This is a genomic window from Bartonella occidentalis, from assembly GCF_037070875.1.
Lineage (GTDB): Bacteria > Pseudomonadota > Alphaproteobacteria > Rhizobiales > Rhizobiaceae > Bartonella.
The window spans coordinates 515320-533434 of the sequence record NZ_JAYMZJ010000001.1; the positions used below are offsets into that span (position 1 = coordinate 515320).

Sequence of the window (18115 nt, forward strand, 5' to 3'; positions counted from 1 at the left end):
AAAAATGTAAGATTTTTTTTAGGGGGCTTGCAAACTTTTCTGATCTTCCTTATGTCAAATTAGAAGAGAAGAGTGTTTACTAAATAGTGAACACCTATTAAGACGTTTATTATGCGGTTGTAGCTCAGTTGGTTAGAGCGCTGGTTTGTGGCACCAGAGGTCGTAGGTTCAAATCCCACCAACCGTACCAGTTTTTTCACTATATTTGATATAATAAGGGATTTATAGTGATTGCGAGGCATTATATTCTACCTTGGTGGCAATTAATTATAGCATTCTTTAAATGGGGTTGATGCAATTTTTTCACAGCTCATGCATAGAATAATGTCATAACAACGATGCTTAATTTTGAGTAGTGATATTCTAGCTGTAATAAATGGTAGAAAATGAAAAGCAAAGGATTCTGCGACTGTCATGTTTTCCTTGAAAAATTATGTAGTATAACAGTTAGAAGTGAGCTTCTCCAGTAGGTAGCTTTCTTTCTGAGGTATTGAAAATATTGAGTGCATTACGTCTGATCAAGTGGGTGTAGTATGTGGTAAGGTAACGCTTTCTAAAAAATTTATATCAGAAAGATTATTAGCATTATCTTCAGCAGTTTTCATGGCAATAACTTCAGGAGAGTATCCTGAAGATAGCCGTATTTTTGAATATTCCAAAACAGGAGGTGATTTTTACCCTTAAACCTAATCTTTCTAAATTAAGCATTATATTATGGAAGATAACCCTACTGCACTGTGATTTATGATTTTATATATCAAAATGGGAAAATTATGGATTGTATGCTACGAAATATTTTACGAACAGCAGTTGGTTTTTACAACCAAATGGCGCTAGAGCCACTTGTTTCATCAGAAATTGAACTTTATTTGGTAGCGAGAAATCTTGGCTCTGATTATCAGTTAGTTCTTTCGGTTGGTTGTTAGGGACGAGCAATTTGCAGAGGACAGGGGGATATTAGATGGCTGGCGTGAATGAATTCAATAACCTTATTGATGATATTTATCATTTTTCGGAAGCGTAAGAACTAGAGATTGATAAGCTTACTCATGAGAAAGGAGCTGGCCAGTTTGAAATTAAATTTTACATTATGGTGATCCGATTGAATTAGCGGATCCAATTTTTACGTTTAAACACACAATTCGTGAAGCGGCATTTAAGCATAATATATATGCAACTTTTATGGCTAAGAAGCCTATTCAAGAACAACCAGGGTTCACCATGCATATTCTACCAATCAGTTCTTGATAAGAAAACAGGTGTTAAATTTGTACGGAGAAGGATGGTAGGAAAAGTACTTGTTTTCGCTATTGTCTGAAGTTCTGATGATGCTTTCTCCTCTTGTCGCCCGTCTCATGCCTAACAACGGTTAAACTCAAAGATCTGTTTGTAAAAATATTAAATTTCTCATATTGATATATTTCAAAATTTGATGGTATCGTGGCTTATAGAGTTCTTTTATGAGTCATTGTGGATTTCTAACCAATATTATATTTTACAATGGCTATTTGAATCTCTCTATAAAGGGAAATTCAGAGTCTCTTATGCATTTCTCCGATGCGTTAGGCGACACAATATAAGATCAAATGTTATCATTGCGGTGGTTGGTGGCTATGGAATATTATTTATTAATCATATCGCACTGGCATGATAAAAAAATACAGTTTTATATTTTTTAGATCTATCGATATTTATAATGTGAAGTAATATAGTGTATGTAACAATATCTTGCTTGGTATATTGGGCGTTCTTCTATATGATTTGAGGAGAGGATCTATAGAAGAAAAAAATATGTTGTCCTTAAAACTAAAATGAATAATTAGCGTTGTGAACGGGTACACTTTTTATTGACCTAATCAGTCAGTAAATATTGACGCAGATATCTAAAATTGTTGTGCTTTTCAAATCTATTCTCCATAATATTTTAATATGGATTCAATAAATTTATTATAATAGATTTACTTATTTGTCTCTAGCCTTATAAGAACGTAAAACAACGACTTAATAATTCAGGATCTAGGTCTTCTTTATGGTATGCAGTTCTTGTATATTCCATGAGACATGAGTTTTGTGTCCGCGTTTTCTGAGTGTAATGCTGCTGCTTATGAACGCTTATTGAGGTGTGTTATTCGTGGAAATTAACTCTGTTTATATGTCATGAAGAAGTTGAATTTGTTTAGCGTTAGATTGGTATGATTATTAGGGGATGGAAAGTAAAAGGCAGATCTATTCATAGGCATAGCACATTGGTTAATGCGTCATCTGTTTCAAATGTTTTGGTGGAACATGATGGGTGTATATGAAAATAAATTTAGTTTAGAACAATAATAATGCATGGAATTAATATCGATCGTTTAAATTTTGAAACACCAGCTGCCTTAGCTTTAGCATTAGCTGATCGAGTTGCAGCAGAACTTAGTGTATCTGTTCTTGAGCATAAGCGAGCAGTTTTAGCGGTGTCTGGTGGGAAAACACCTGAATTGTTTTTTCATTATTTGTCAAAGGCTGATATAGATTGGCAAAATATTATTATCACTTTAGTTGATGAACGTTTTGTTCCTGTTGATCATGAACGCTCTAACGAACATGTTGTGCGGCGTTATTTGTTACAAAATTTTGCATCCAAAGCGCGTTTTGTAGGACTTTATCATAATACAATTACTGTTGAGCTTGCGGCTTTTTCAGCAGCTAATCGTATCAATACTTTGCCTAGACCATTTGATGTTGTTGTTTTAGGAATGGATGTTGATGGGCATACAGCTTCCTTTTTTCCTGATGCTGATCGTTTGAAGCAAGCTCTTGATCTTCAAACGCGTGCGCTTGTTTTACCTATTCATGCAAAGAGTGCTCGTGAGCCAAGACTTACGTTGACTTTACCAGTTATACTGCAAGCTCGTTACATTGTTCTCCATTTTGAAGGGCTTAAGAAACGCGATTGTTTTGAAGTTATTTGTCAGGGAGGATCTGAAATGGAAATGCCTGTTCGGGCGGTTTTACGCTACGCTCAGCATCTTCTTCAGGTTTATTGGTCACCTGAAGAAAATAAAATAAGTGAAATAGGACAGGATATTGGTGCGAGCATCTAGCCTTGTTTGGAAAGATTGAATAGCCTTTTGGGGGCAGACAGATATGCACGTAGCAAAATAGTATTTTATATGTGAATTATAATCATAAAAGAGCTTTATTTTGCTTGTTCTTTATACTTAATTCAAAAATTCGGAATAAACAAAAACTTTAAATCTTTTGAAAGAGGAACTGGTTGATTTGTATGGTAGGGTAAAGCTACAGGAAATTTTTCAACTCATGATTATCTAATAGAAGCTATAAAGAAGTAAAATGTATTAATGATGAGGGATAAAATTACGATATAATAATATATAAGGCTTTAATACATAATATCCTTTTTAATTTTTTAGATAGTAATAGAGAATGAGGTAAAATCTTCAGTACGTTGAAATTTATATGCCTTATAAAGGGAAAGGTTTAGAAGATCTAAAGAAGAAATATGTAGAATTCTTCATAATATGTTTCTAGCTTTAGAAAATGAAAATATTGTGATGCAAAGCCATTCGAGTTTAGATTTAAAGGGAGCCATAAGTTTATAATCTTGAAGTTTGCTAGATGATTTCAAAAATCAACACACACACACGATAAAGGCGATACTGAATCAAAAATCACTCAAAGTCATTTTACATAATATCATTCATCAATATAAAAGATGGTATCGTGCGTGGTTATCTTGTTCCTATCTCACTTATAAAAGCACCTTTTCAAAAGTTAAAACAGATATTATTTTAAGAGTATAAGAGCTATCGCTGTACATTGAGAAAAGCCTTTATTACAATTTATATGGAAGGTTTTAGTAACGTTTATGTTGTGTTTTTATAGAGTTATGACATTGTCTATTGGGGTATTTGCATTGTAAGTTAGCTATTTAAACGTTGTGTAAAATTTAACATGCAAATAGCCATGTGCTGACCTTTCAAATAATGAACATGGTATTGGACATAAAATATTTTGTTTTGATCAGTCAATTAATTGTGCATATAAAAGGGCATCTTGTGCATGCCAGAAGTAAAAATAAAAAGTGATGTGACTAAATAAAGTTAGTGAAAGCTTTAAAATTTTGGTACAGGCAGATTATTCAATCTGGCGGCAGCTTTGAGTGTATTAACCATAAGCATGGCGATTGTCATTGGTCCAACTCCTCCTGGAACAGGGGTAATCGCGGCGGTTTTATCTTTTACTCCTTCAAAATCGACATCACCAACAAGATGTGTTTTCCCTATACCTTTTTCTGGTGCTGCAACGCGGTTAATGCCAACATCAATAACAATGGCACCATTTTTAACCCATTCTTTTTTAATTATGCGTGGATGACCGATAGCTGCTACTAGAATATCAGCGCTACGACATACATCATCGAGGTCTCGGGTACGGCTATGAGCGATTGTCACAGTAGCATTCGCTGCTGTTAAGAGGGCTGCCATAGGTTTGCCGACAATATTAGAGCGTCCAATAACGACAGCATCAAGACCAGATAAATCTCGTCCACATTGCCGTTCAATCATTATCATGGCACCAGCTGGGGTACAGGGAATAATGGCATCTTCAAGTGCATTTGCCGCGAGTTTTCCCATATTAATATAATGAAAACCATCGATATCTTTTTGGAAAGAAATAGCTTGTGTTATGTGGTTTGTATTAATATGGCGAGGTAGGGGAAGTTGCACTAAAATACCATGGATTTTAGAATCTGCATTTAATTTTGCAATGAGTTGAAGGAGTTCTTCTTCTCGTATTTCTTTGGAAAGCATATGCTTTATTGAAAAAAAACCGCATTCTTCGGCTTTTTTACTCTTAGATGCTACATATACTTGACTTGCAGGATCGTCTCCAACAATTATAACAGCGATACCAGGTTGTATCTTGTAGTGCTCGTGGAGTTTTATTGTTTCAGCCTTAACTTTCACAATGATTTCTTCAGCAAGCTTTTTTCCATTGATAATATTGTTCATGAGAGGGATCCCTTTCGGTAGGATTATTTGTTTTTGTTTTTTTGTAGAGTATTTTTTGATAATACAATAGAACACCACAGCGATATTAATGAGAACGATGAGGGTGGTTTTACAGTTTTATATCTTTTTTTAGTTTTCGAAAGATTTTAAAATAATCGTTTTGTTAAGAAGCGGCAATATTGCCGTTCAAATAAACTTTAGATAAGAACAAGAATAATTCAGTTATGAACTGTAGAGAATGAATTTTAGCATTAAATAATAAGCTTTTTAATGATAATTTAAATTTGCTTTTAGTTTGTTATAGGGGCTAAAATGTAGAGGAAGATTGTGCGTGTCAGAGTAATAAAGTTTTTAAGCGGGGTTTGTGTTACAATTATTTTTGTGTTTGGGATTGGTATTTTTGCTTTACCCTATCTTGTGTCGACAGATGCGATTCGTATTCGTTTAGCACAGGATTTGAGCGCATGGACGGGCTATAACGTACAATTACGTGATCCACCACGGTTGAAACTTTTGCCTTATCCTAAAGCATTTCTTTCCGGCATTACTTTAACATCAAAGATCAATAATGCTGTACCATTATTGGAAGCTGAATCAATAGAAGTTGATCTTTCTTTAATGGATCTTTTTTTTGGACATGTTTCTTTTTCAGAGACACGGATTGTGCGTCCACAATTTGTGATGGAAAAGCCAGTTAAAACAGCAGCTGATTTTTTTGATAGATTTTCACGGTCACAAGGTACATTAGGATTAGCGATACGAAATGCACGCGAAGTAATTCAGCATAATCCTGATCAGCCAGATATAAAGCGTCTTTTGAAACAACCTTTTGGGCGGATTGTTATTGAAGATGGTGTAATCGTGTACCATGATAGTATTTCGAGTATGACCGAAAAAATAACGGGATTAAATGTGACTTTAGATTGGCCAGAGTCAATACAGGGAGCACGGCTCCGTGCAGATGCTCGTTGGCACGGAGAATTAACAAAACTATCGATTGATGCGGATCAAGCATTACTGCTGTTAGCAGGAGGAAAAAGCCAGATTAAGGCAAGTCTCAATTCTGTGCGTGGTGGTATAACCTTTGTAGGTCAAGTGCAGTTATCTGAATATTATATTTTTGATGGAAAGGTATCAATGCGCTCTCCAGGTTGGAATCAGACATTATCCTGGATCGGAGCAAATCAGTTTTGGGGGTATAAATTAAAAGAACCTGTTGTATGGGAATCGTATTTCTTAGCGCAGCCAATGCATATTCAAATTAATAATGTTACATTTAATGTAGGCACAGTAAATGCGCGTGGAGCTTTAGAATTTTATTTTCAAGATCATGTACCAGTTATAATTGGATCTTTAGCATTTGATAATCTAAATTTTAACCTCTTGGAAACTGTATTTTCTTCAGTTGAAGAGGATGTAGCATTTTTTGAGCATATTGGAGTAGATATACGACTTTCTGCTCTAGAAACAAAAGTAGGTCATGTTGCACTTACTAATTTAGCGGCTGCTATACAAATAAGAAATGGACAGGGTATTCTCGACATTGGACATGCTAATGTTTTTGGTGGATCTATTCAAAGTAACATCCAAATTATACCATATGGCCAGAAAATGCGCATTGAAGGACGCATTTCTGGTTCTTCTGTTGATACGCAGGAAGCTTTAGAGGCTTTGGGAATTATGCCATTTGCGCAAACTAAAGCGAGTTTTATGATGACAATACAGACGATTACTCGTTATTGGTCGGAAATTTTTGCGCAAATGCAAGGTGAATTAGCATTAAATATGTCTTCAGGCCGGCTATTAGGATATGATTTAAATGATTTGCAGGAGAAGCTTTTAGAGAATAAACAATTTCTTTTAGAGAATAACAATACCCTATCAACAGCTTTTAATCGTTGGGATATTCAAACGAGATTTTTAGACGGTACAATGACAGTGGCAGAATCACTGATGCGTACAGCGGACTGGAGTTTGTCTATTAAAGGAAAAGTTGCAGACGCTATGAATCAAAATTGGAATAATGGACTTACACTGCAGGCACAATTACGAAAAAACAATAGTTCAAAAACTTTATGCAAAGATGTTAAATGCCTTACGAATAGTCTTGTTTCACCTTTTGTCTTTTCCCTTATTTCTGCGGGGCAGTATAGTGGCAGTTTTTTAGTTAAAAAAGACATTTACGTAAATTGATTTTTGCTTTTTATTGTTTGTCAAGGTTTATAAAAAATCGTTGAAAAATGTTATATTAACGTACTTTTCAAGATACACTGACGTGTATGTCTACTTAATTTGAGAGGAGATGCCATATCCATCTTCGACAATCATATGCTTCCCACCAGCTCCAACTGAACCAATCCCTATGGTAATTAAAATAAAGGCTATGATGGTTGTGATAGTGATAATTGCGGCTTTTTTAGCAGACATATCTTTTTCTCCAATCATGCGATAAATTATTGAACGCACTGATAAATGGTGTTTATTATGAAGTTATATGAAAGCAGAACCATCTAATATTCTATTAGTTTCATTATTATATCATGAAAATAAAGAAACTCTATAGTTCTTTATCCATTATAGTTTTATAGATGTGATTTTTTCTCTCTTTATTATATTTTTTCTTCATTTTTGACGATTATGGTTAATTAAGGCACAATTTTTTATGCGCATAAATTATAAACTTAAAAGATTATTTATTAGACAGCCACTTTTTTTGAATAAAGAAATAAGGATAGAGGGGGCACAAGCTTCTTATCTCGTACGTGTCTTGCGCATGCAAGAAGGAGCTGAAATTTTACTTTTCAATGGGCAAGATGGTGAGTGGCTTGCTAAACTCGTAACCGTAAACAAAAAATTTGTTGTAGTTCAACTCATTCATCAAGAAAGATCACAAACTATACATTCGAATCTTATTTACTGTTTTTCTCCACTTAAAAGTGCACGTTTGGATTATATGGTGCAAAAAGCTGTAGAAATGGGTGTGTCGGTTTTGCAGCCTGTTATAACGCACCATACGCAGGTTACTCGTATCAATATGGAACGAATGAAGGCTAATGTTGTTGAAGCTTCTGAACAGTGTGGTATTTTATCTCTACCTGAATGTGTTTCTGCTGTATCATTAACAGAACTTTTAAGACGTTGGGATGAGAACCGCATTTTGTTTTTTTGTGATGAAGTGCATGAATTGCGTAATCCATTACCACTTTTGCAGAAGCACAAAGTTACTGCTTTGGGGATTTTAATTGGACCGGAAGGTGGATTTAGTGAAGAAGAGCGGAGTTTTTTAAAAAAACATCATTTTGTAATTCCGATATCGTTAGGTTCGCGTATTTTACGTGCTGATACGGCAGCTGTCGCCGCTTTAGCTCTTCTTAATGCTACGGTGGGGGATTGGTTAATTGATTGAGAAGTTTGTCAAATCATTCTAAATGATTCATTAAAAATGGTAGAACTAATGATAGGATCAAATAAATTATGGCGCTTGATATAACCGATGAAAGTGAAATTTATAATTTAGATTCCTTGGTTAGCTATTTCCAAGGGGGGTGTAAAGTAAAAGATAATTGGCGTATTGGAACAGAACATGAAAAAATTCCGTTTTATATAGATAACCTTCGTCCTGTTCCTTATGAAGGCACGAGGGGAATAGGTGCACTTTTAAAGAGAATGCAAAAAGCTCTAGAATGGAAGCCTATTTTAGATAAAGGGAATATTATCGGGCTTGTCGAACCAGTGGGGCAGGGCGCTATTTCTTTAGAGCCAGGAGGGCAGTTTGAATTATCTGGTGCACCGCTGAAAACAGTTAACCAAACTTACTGTGAGCTTATGGAGCATCTAGCTCTTCTTAAAAAAATTGCCAAGCCATTAGGCATTGGGTTTCTTGGCATCGGAGCCAGTCCACAGTGGACGTTAGCAGAAACTCCACGAATGCCTAAATCACGTTATAAGATTATGACCAATTATATGCCGAAAGTTGGTCACAATGGACTCGATATGATGTATCGAACATCAACTATTCAAGTGAATCTTGATTTTTCATCTGAAACTGATATGCGCCGAAAAATGCAAGTGTCAATGAAATTACAATCCATTGCAACAGCGTTATTTTCCAATTCACCCTTTACTGAAGGGCATCCGAATGGCTTTTTGTCTTGGCGTTCTAAAATTTGGTGCGATACAGATAATCAAAGATCTGGAGTTCTACCTTTTGTATTTTCTGAGCGTTTTGGTTTTTCAGATTATGTTGAATGGGCACTTGATGTCCCAATGTATTTCGTTGTGCGCGATGGGCACTATTACGATTGTACACATATAACTTTTCGACAGTTTATGAATGGAGCATTAAGAGGGAAGATTGTAAATTCAACACCGAATATAGGGGATTGGATTAATCATCTGTCAACTTTGTTTCCCGAAGTTCGCTTAAAACGATTTTTGGAAATGAGAGGTGCTGATTGCGGTTCTTGGAAGCATATTTGCGCGTTGTCAGCTTTTTGGGTGGGAATTCTTTATGATAGTGAAGCATTAAATGAGGCAGAGGATTTGACAAAAGATTGGTGTTTTGAAGAAGTTTTGGATATGCGTGAACGTGTTCCTAAAGAAGGATTAAGAACATCTTTTCGTAAAACCATAATTTTAGAATTAGCACGTCAGGCTATTGCTATTTCGCGCAAAGGCTTAAAAAATCGTAAGCAATATAACGATGATGGTTTTGATGAAACAAATTTTCTAACTCCCTTGGAAGAGATCATTGCAATGGGACAAACAAGTGCTGATAAACTTTTGTCTAACTACCATTCTATTTGGGGTGAGTCGGTGGCAGCGGTGTTTTCAGAACATGTTTTTTAGGACTTTAAAGAGGAAAAGTTTTCTTTGTGTACTTACAGAAGAGAAGTTTATGGTATGAGTATCCGTGATAACAGAAATTTTTAAATTTCAACTATTAGTGGGAATAATATTGAGAAATTAAGCTATGTATAGCACAGATAAATTCTTAAATTAGTACTAACTAAAAAGTTAAAGATTATCACGTATTTTTAAAATTTGTCTATAGGTAGTTACAAAGAGGAGGTGTGGGATGAGGGTGATAATAAACTTTAGAACGATGTGAATATTTTAATTAGTATAGTTCGTTATTTGAGGGGTTCCGGATTTCTTTTTTAGAAGGTTTTAAATTTTTATTTATTGTATAAAATCATATCCTTCACTTTAAATGTAATAAAATAATATGGTGTGTATTAAAGAATGTAAAGTATCTCTTTTTATAGCAGAGTGGTAAATATTCATTATCAAACTTTGCAGTTTGATAGGAGCGTTTCATAATCTTATTAGGATAAGTTTTGGCAACACCAATATACTACACCGCAATAGGCAGATTGAGCTATATTAGAATTAGAATTTATGAAGTCAAAACCATTCTATATGAAAAGAATCATAAAGTTCTAGCCTAGTTTGAGCAGTTAATAGGAAAAATTGTGAATCCAATACACACTTTTATTTTCGACATTACCTAAATGGAATTTTTTTTCAAAGAACTTATATTTAAGAGAGATAAAAGGAGTATTTTCTCAATATACGATGGCAGTATCGTCACTAACAATTCTCAGTGATGACCTCTCATCCTTTTACTTGAAATGACTAAAGGCTAAGTTAGAATTTTCTCTAGGGAAAATGCAATTATCATATGTAAGACAAATTAGATATAACAAAAATAAAACAGCTTAAAGAAAAATACTGAGTACTAAAAATAGAATAACAAGTGAAACATTTACTAAAGAAGTCTGTTTTCCTTCTTTAAAACCAGCGTAAACAAATTTTTAAGAAAGAAAAACCTTTACAATTTAAAATGTAAATTTCCTAAATCACACCCATTCCATTATCACGCCATTTTATAGCATACTAACAGAACACTATCGTAAAGCCCCAGTTCGTCCATTGCTAATAAGACCCTCTCTTTGCGCACGCTTACGGGCAAGCTTACGTGTGCGACGAATAGCCTCAGCCTTTTCACGTGCACGCCTTTCCGATGGCTTTTCATAATATCCGCGCATTTTCATTTCACGGAAGATACCTTCACGCTGCATTTTTTTCTTTAACGCGCGTAGCGCCTGATCAACATTATTATCACGAACGAGTACTTGCACAGCTTATCCTGCTTTATTTCAGTGTATAAATAATAGGTAAAAACCAATCTTCTACAAATTAGATCGACAGACACATACCACATAAATGAATGACTTGTCTATACAGCTTTTTAAAAACTCTATTCTTTTTAATTAATAAATTTACAAATATAGATTTATAAAAGACCCTGAATTTCATTATTTTTGTCAAGATGTATTTTTTCAGCGATAGGATAATGTGGTAAGCCGGGCATAGTCATAACATCTCCGCAAATGACAACAATAAAGCCCGCACCTGCTGAGAGGCGAACTTCTCGTATAGGAATGTCAAAGTCAACAGGAGCACCGTATTTTTGAGGATCAGAAGAAAAGGAATAGGGGGTTTTCGCCATACAAATGGGATACGTGCCATATCCTTCTTCTTCCCAAGATTTGAGTTGCTTAAGAACATGATCTGGTATTATGGCACCCCGTCCACCATACAGATTTCTTATAATACAGTTAATTTTCTGAACGAGTGGTAGGTCATCTTTATACAGAGTTTTAAAATGTGCATCTTCTTTTTCAATTAAGGTAATAAGTTCCTGTGCAAGCTTTAAAGCACCTTTTCCACCTTGTTCCCAATGTTTGCATAAAACAGCCTTGTGTCCAGTTGTTGCAACTATTTTTTGTAATGTGCTTATTTCATCATCACTGTCAGTATTGAAATGATTGATAGCAACAATACAAGGGATACCATAGTGTTCCATATTTTTGATATGTCGTAAAAGATTAGCTGCTCCCTTTTGTAAAGCGGTGATATTTTCTTCTGCCAAATTATTTTTATTCACTCCACCATTCATTTTTAATGCACGAATTGTGGCTACGATGACTGTGGCATCTGGTATAATATTAGCTTGTCGACATTTAATATCAAAAAATTTCTCAGCTCCAAGATCTGCTCCAAATCCTGCTTCTGTGATAACATAATCGGCGAGCTTTAATGCCGTTTTCGTTGCAATAACTGAGTTACAGCCGTGAGCAATGTTAGCAAAAGGTCCACCGTGGACAAGAACAGGGTTATTTTCAATTGTCTGTACGAGATTAGGTTGCATCGCATCTTTGAGTAGAGCTGTCATGGCACCTTCTGCACTAAGATCAGCGGCTGTTACAGGTGTTTTATCATAGCGATATGCGACAATAATTCTTTTTAATCTTTGTGTAAGATCTTCTAAATCATTTGCAAGACAAAAAATAGCCATAATTTCTGATGCAACAGTAATATCAAAGCCTGTTTGACGGGGAAAGCCGTTGGTTACTCCTCCTAACGAAATAACAATATCACGCAATGCACGATCATTCATGTCAAGAACGCGTTTCCAAACAATGCGGCGTGGATCAATATTCAGATCGTTCCCCCAGTAGATGTGATTATCTATCATTGCAGCAAGAAGATTGTGAGCTGTTGTAATGGCATGCAAATCACCAGTAAAATGTAAATTAAGATCATCCATCGGGATAACTTGAGCATAACCACCGCCTGCAGCGCCACCTTTTATGCCAAAACATGGACCCAAAGATGGCTCTCTTAAAGCGGCTATTGTTTTTTTTCCAATAAGGTTAAGAGCATCATTAAGTCCAATTGTTGTTGTTGTTTTGCCTTCTCCTGCAGGTGTTGGATTGATCGCAGTGATGAGGATAAGTTTACCATCCGGATTGTTATTGAGCGATTTTATGTATGTAGAAGAAATTTTAGCTTTATCATATCCATAAAGAATGAGATTCTCGTGTGCGATACAAATTTTTTCAGCAATTTCAGTGATGTGTCGTTTATGAGCCGCGCGAGCAATTTCAGTATCTGTTTTAGACATGGGAAATTCCTTAAATTTGGTCTTTTGGTATTTAGATCACACAGATAATTAGGCAATAGACTTTATAGTCCCTGAAAATATAGTTAAGTATCGTTAAAGATTTATTTCTTTCTATGCAAGAAGGGATGCATATGCTGGAGGCAAAAATAATTGACCACCACAGGTATATTTAATTGAAGAAACAGACAAATTATGAGCAAGAGATTTGAGGTATTTATCAAATAGTAAGAAAATATCGAGATCACTTAAATTTTCTGTAAGACACTTTATTCAACCCAAATTCAACCCAATATGTTAGATAAGTGCAAGGAGAGGAGTCCGCTACAGAAAAAAATGGCGCACCCGAAGAGATTCGAACTCCTGACCCCCAGATTCGTAGTCTGGTGCTCTATCCAGCTGAGCTACGGGTGCACACATTCACTTGCTAAATACTAAGGGTTTCCTAATCGTTTCATTACAGAATTGCAAGTGAAACTTGATGGAAATAAAAAATTTATCTGTTCGTTTGTTATATCCTTTAAAATGCTACAGTATTATTTCTAGGGTTAGTTGGGTTTTCACATGATGTTTTTTATTGTGCTAACGACATGATAACAATACTTAATGCTTTAGTGCACAGAATTTTAATTTACAAAATTATAGTTAGATTGACAGCGTAGTATTATATAGGATATGTTTCCTAGCTAGCTTTAAGGTGTACTACCTATATGAGTTCGATTCCTATGTAAGGTTCGGATATTGCTGTTGAGGGGCTTTCAGGAAAAATTTACGTTTAATTGCAAAGCAGGGGTGGACGTATGGGGTTATTGAGAAAAATCATTCCATTAGTGTTTTTAGCCATTGTTTTGGTAGCCGCCTATTTTTGGTCCAAACATGGTTCAGAACAATCTCTTGGTACAGTGAATAGAACAAAAAATGTACCAAATGCAACGTCAAAGACGCCAAAAGGCATGCCTCCAGCTCATGTTGTTGTTAATCCTGTTAAAGTTCAAAATTTTTATAAACAGTTTATTGCTATTGGTAATGGGCGAGCTATTGCAGCAGCAGAGCTAACGCCTTGGTCAGCTGGTGTTATTGATAAAATTTATGTATCTGCAGGAGCAAAAGTACACACAGGAGATGTGATTGTAAAGCTTGACTCTAAAAGAGAAGAAATCGCCGTTGCAAAAGCGAGGGTACAACGTGACAATAGTGCGTTGACACTGTCACGAACTCTTAAGTTGCGTGCTACTAATACAGCGACAGAAGTTCAGGAAATTGCTGCACGCTTAGATTTAGATAATGCGAATTTGGCTTTGCGTGATGCGGATTTAGCACTTGATCGGAGAACAATTCGTGCTCCAATTGATGGAATTGTAGGCATTTTTCCTACCGATGTAGGGAATACTGTTACTCTTAATACTGTGATAGGTCGCATTGAAAATAGGGAGCGCGTTTTGGTTGATGTGTGGGTACCTGAACGATATATACCGCACATTCATAAAGGGGATGAAGTGGTTGCAAAATTAATAGCACAACCAGAAAAAAACTTTGTTGGTCGTATTTACGCACTTGATAATAAAATCGACGAAGAAAGCCGTACACTTCACGTTCAAGTTGAAATTAAAAATGAAAAAGATACACTTATGTCTGGTATGTCTTTTTCTATTCAGTTTAAGTTTCTTGATGGACTTTTCCCAGTCGTAGATCCTCTCGCAATTCAGTGGAATAGTAGAGGATCTTTTGTTTGGCGCGTGAAAGATGGTAAGGTAGGATATGTTCCGGTGTCGATTATTCAACATAAAGAAAATCAAGTCTTTGTAAAGGCTGCTCTAGAGGATGGTGATCAAATCATTGTTCAGGGGGTTCAAATGCTTTACCCAGGGAGAAGTGCTATTATTGATGATTCAGAGGCTCATAAACAAAAATCATCGACATCTGATGGGCAGGATGCATAATGAGTCAAGAGTCTGAAGAAAAACAGCTTTTGGATAAGCCAGAACAAGGTGGTATTGTAGCGCTTTTTATTCGTAGACCAGTTTTTACTTTTGTCGTGAACGCCATGATCATGATTGCAGGATTTGCTGCGTGGATAGGTGTTGATGTGCGTGAATTACCGGATGTAGATATCCCAGTCATGACGGTTGTGACGAATTTTCATGGTGCATCAGCAGAAACAATTGATCGTGAGATTACAAAAGCTATAGAGGATGCAGTTTCTCGTGTTTCAGGTGTTAAGACCATTTCTTCAACATCTTCTTTTGGTCGTTCCCATATTGAAATTAAGTTTAATGTTGGTGTTGATCTGAATATTGCTTCTTCTGATATTCGTGATGCTATTTCTCGCATTACTAACTCTTTGCCCAAAGAGGCAGATCCTCCTCAGATTATTAAGGCAGATTCTAATGCTGCTGCGGTTATGTATTTGGTAGTGAATTCACCGGCAATAAGTATTGATGATTTGACATCTATTGTGAATGATCAGATTGTTGATTTGCTTTCTGCTGTTGATGGGGTTGGTGACGTAAAAGTTGATAATGCTCGCACAAAAATTTTTCAGGTTGATGTCGATCAAGCAAAGCTTGCAAGTTATGGATTAACTGTAGCGGATGTTGCGCGTGTTCTAGCTGACATGTCAGTAGATGCACCCGTGGGATCGCTACGTAATTCCAAGGAAGCATTAATTGTGCGTGCTACTGCTCGACTGACAACACCAGAGGCTTTTGAACAGGTTATGTTAAAACCTCACGTGTATATAGGTGATATTGCACATGTTACTTTGTCTCCTGATATAGAGACGGTTATTCTCCGCGTTAATGGAGAAACAGGAATTGGGTTAGGAATTGTGCGTAAGGCGCAATCTAATACCCTTGATATTTCTAAAGGTGTTCGAGAAGCTCTTGATCACTTAAAAGCTACTTTGCCTTCTGACGTGCATGTAAATATTATCAGTGACGATGCTACTTTTATTAAGAGTGCTCTTTATGAAGTAGAAACTGCATTGGCTATTGCTGTGCTCAGTGTGATTATAGTAATTTTTCTTTTTCTTCGGGATGTGCGTGTAATGCTCATTCCCGCTCTATCTATTCCAGTAGCTTTAATTGGAACAATTGCTGCGATTTACTTTGCAGGTTTTTCTTTGAATATTCTGACATTTTTAGGACTTGTTTTGGCAACAGGTCTTGTCGTTGATGACGCAATTGTTGTTCTTGAAAATATTATGCGGCGACGTGATATGGGTCTGGGCTCTTTATCCGCATCGGTTTTAGGAACACGGGAAGTATTTTTTGCGGTTTTAGCAACAACATTGACTTTAGTAGCTGTTTTTATACCTATTTCTTTCCTTCCTGGACAAATTGGAAGGCTTTTTAGAGAATTCGGTTTTGTTTTAGCAATTTCTGTTTTGATTTCTTCGGTTGTTGCTTTGACACTTTGTCCTATGCTCGCTTCACGTGTACTTAAAGGACAGGTTAAAGATAAAGATAATGAAAAGAATGCACGTTATTTTATTTTTTTAGACAAATTAGGTGCTTTTTTTAGTGAACATTATGCTCGTAATTTGCGTAGATGTTTAGAACACCCTTGGATTGTTCTCCTCTTTTCATTTATCTTTTTAGGGGTTTGTGTAGTAAGTTATATGAATCTACAGCATGAGTTAACACCAGAAGAAGATAGAGCAGCTGTCTTATTAGTTGTTAACGGTCCTCAGGGAGTTTCAGCACAATATTTAAATGGACAGGTAGAGAAAATTGAAGAAAGCTTGCAACCATTGCGTGATTCTGGCGAAGTTGTTAACAGTTATTCTATTGCTGGAATTGGTGGTTCATCTAATAGGGCTTTCCTTATTTTATTGCTTTCGCCTTGGGAAAAACGTTCGCGTAGCCAGCAAGAAATTGTGAAAGATATTAATAAAAAAGTAAGACAATTTTCATCAGTGCTTGTATTTGTTGCGCAAGGAAATTCTTTAGGAGTTCGAGGAACTGGTCAAGGATTGCAATTTGCAATAGTTGGAGATAATTATGAAAAACTGCAATCAGTTGCTGGTAAACTTGTGAATGCTCTACATGCCGATAAACGTTTCGTGCGTCCTCGGCTTACTGTTGATGCAACACAACCACAATTTTTTATTGAAATTGATAGAGAAAAAGCTTCCAATTTGGGAATTGATATTACCAATTTGGGTAATACTCTGCAGGCAATGTTGGATGGAAAAAAGGTTGGTTCCATTTACGTGAATAATCATTCCTACGATGTAAAACTTACATCACATGAAAACCCCATCAAGGATCCTGCAGATTTGGAAAATGTCGTTTTAAAAACACAAGATAATCGGTATGTTCCTTTGTCAGTTATAGCGGATATGCAAGAAAGAGCCACTACACCTCAACTAAAACGGGAAGAGCGTATGAGTGCTGTTGTTATAAGTACAAATCTTGCTCCAAGTGTTGCATTAGGAAATGGTTACCGGATTATGCAAGACATTGCTTCTTCCTTGTTACCAGAAGAAAATTATATTGTACCTTTAGGAGAAGCTGCAACACTTGGCGAAACATCTTCTAATTTAGCAATCGTTTTTATAATTGCCTTTATAATAATCTTATTAGTTTTAGCTGCGCAGTTTGAAAGTTTTATTTCAGGATTCATTATAATGGCTACTGTGCCATTGGGTCTTGGTTGTGCCGTGATTGCTATGCTTTTAAGCGGTGTAAGTCTCAACATTTATAGTCAAATTGGTTTGATTTTATTAATCGGTGTTATGGCAAAAAATGGGATTTTAATTGTTGAATTTGCGGATCAGTTACGTGATCGAGGTAAAGGTGTACGTGAAGCTATAGAGGAAGCAGCTAATATTCGCCTTCGTCCAGTTTGTATGACAATGATTTGTGCTATTTTGGGGGGAATCCCTTTAATTTTGGCAAAAGGAGCTGGTGCAGAAGCACGGATAGCTTTAGGTTGGGTTATTGTTGGTGGTTTGGGGTTAGCAACTCTTTGTACTCTTTATGTAACGCCAGTCGTTTACCTCTTTTTAGGACGCTTTGTTAAACCAAAAGCAGAAGAAGCTGCACGTTTAACAAAAGAATTAAGCCAAGTTGAATGATATTGCTTGAACAAATCTTTATTTATAAAATGCCATCTTAGTATATTT

The 18115-nt window shown here is 35.9% G+C and carries 10 protein-coding genes, 2 tRNA genes and 1 pseudogene; 8 read left to right on the plus strand and 5 right to left on the minus strand.

The annotated features are described in order from the left end of the window. Nucleotides 1-113: 113 nt before the first annotated feature. The 3 genes and pseudogenes from WCP78_RS02175 to pgl all read left to right on the plus strand — a co-directional run bounded on the left by WCP78_RS02175 (nucleotide 114) and on the right by pgl (nucleotide 3086). Nucleotides 114-190: transfer RNA gene (locus WCP78_RS02175), tRNA-His, on the plus strand. A 299-nt stretch (nucleotides 191-489) separates the two neighbouring features. Continuing rightward, nucleotides 490-1311: pseudogene (locus tag WCP78_RS02180) on the plus strand (type I glutamate--ammonia ligase); the annotation flags it as partial. Between the two features lie 1019 nt (nucleotides 1312-2330). Further along, on the plus strand, nucleotides 2331-3086 hold the full coding sequence (gene pgl, locus WCP78_RS02185; protein ID WP_336278867.1) for a 6-phosphogluconolactonase: 756 nt from the start codon (nucleotides 2331-2333) through the stop codon (nucleotides 3084-3086). 1032 nt (nucleotides 3087-4118) lie between these two features. Here pgl and folD read toward each other — a convergent pair. Continuing rightward, nucleotides 4119-5018, minus strand: coding sequence for a bifunctional methylenetetrahydrofolate dehydrogenase/methenyltetrahydrofolate cyclohydrolase FolD (gene folD / locus WCP78_RS02190; RefSeq protein WP_336278868.1), 900 nt, complete (start codon nucleotides 5016-5018; stop codon nucleotides 4119-4121). A 327-nt stretch (nucleotides 5019-5345) separates the two neighbouring features. Here folD and WCP78_RS02195 point away from each other — a divergent pair, with 327 nt between their 5' ends. Then, complete coding sequence (locus tag WCP78_RS02195) at nucleotides 5346-7211, plus strand: AsmA family protein (RefSeq protein ID WP_336278869.1); 1866 nt, start codon at nucleotides 5346-5348, stop codon at nucleotides 7209-7211. A 90-nt stretch (nucleotides 7212-7301) separates the two neighbouring features. Here the strand turns inward: WCP78_RS02195 and WCP78_RS02200 are convergent, their stop codons facing one another. Continuing rightward, the gene (locus WCP78_RS02200) at nucleotides 7302-7445 is read right to left on the minus strand and encodes a hypothetical protein (RefSeq protein ID WP_336278870.1); all 144 of its coding nucleotides are present in this window, start codon (nucleotides 7443-7445) and stop codon (nucleotides 7302-7304) included. 235 nt (nucleotides 7446-7680) lie between these two features. Between WCP78_RS02200 and WCP78_RS02205 the strand changes: the two genes are divergently transcribed. Further along, entirely contained in the window at nucleotides 7681-8424 is a 744-nt protein-coding gene (locus WCP78_RS02205) for a 16S rRNA (uracil(1498)-N(3))-methyltransferase (RefSeq protein ID WP_336278871.1), read from the plus strand. 68 nt (nucleotides 8425-8492) lie between these two features. Next, on the plus strand, nucleotides 8493-9866 hold the full coding sequence (locus WCP78_RS02210; RefSeq protein ID WP_336278872.1) for a glutamate--cysteine ligase: 1374 nt from the start codon (nucleotides 8493-8495) through the stop codon (nucleotides 9864-9866). A 1061-nt stretch (nucleotides 9867-10927) separates the two neighbouring features. On the opposite strand, the gene rpsU is transcribed toward WCP78_RS02210, so the two are convergent. The 3 genes from rpsU to WCP78_RS02225 form a co-directional block, all read right to left on the minus strand. Beyond that, nucleotides 10928-11161, minus strand: a complete 234-nt coding sequence (gene rpsU, locus WCP78_RS02215; protein ID WP_336278873.1) for a 30S ribosomal protein S21 — start codon at nucleotides 11159-11161, stop codon at nucleotides 10928-10930. 155 nt (nucleotides 11162-11316) lie between these two features. Then, a complete protein-coding gene (locus WCP78_RS02220; protein ID WP_336278874.1) occupies nucleotides 11317-12990 on the minus strand; it encodes a formate--tetrahydrofolate ligase in 1674 nt (557 codons plus the stop codon). Nucleotides 12991-13324: 334 nt separating this feature from the next. Next, nucleotides 13325-13401, minus strand: a tRNA-Arg gene (locus tag WCP78_RS02225). Between the two features lie 386 nt (nucleotides 13402-13787). Between WCP78_RS02225 and WCP78_RS02230 the strand changes: the two genes are divergently transcribed. Next, complete coding sequence (locus WCP78_RS02230; RefSeq protein ID WP_336278875.1) at nucleotides 13788-14927, plus strand: efflux RND transporter periplasmic adaptor subunit; 1140 nt, start codon at nucleotides 13788-13790, stop codon at nucleotides 14925-14927. After that, the gene (locus WCP78_RS02235; RefSeq protein ID WP_336278876.1) at nucleotides 14927-18067 is read left to right on the plus strand and encodes an efflux RND transporter permease subunit; all 3141 of its coding nucleotides are present in this window, start codon (nucleotides 14927-14929) and stop codon (nucleotides 18065-18067) included. Before WCP78_RS02230 ends, WCP78_RS02235 begins: the two co-directional genes overlap by 1 nt. The last annotated feature ends 48 nt before the right edge of the window (nucleotides 18068-18115 follow it).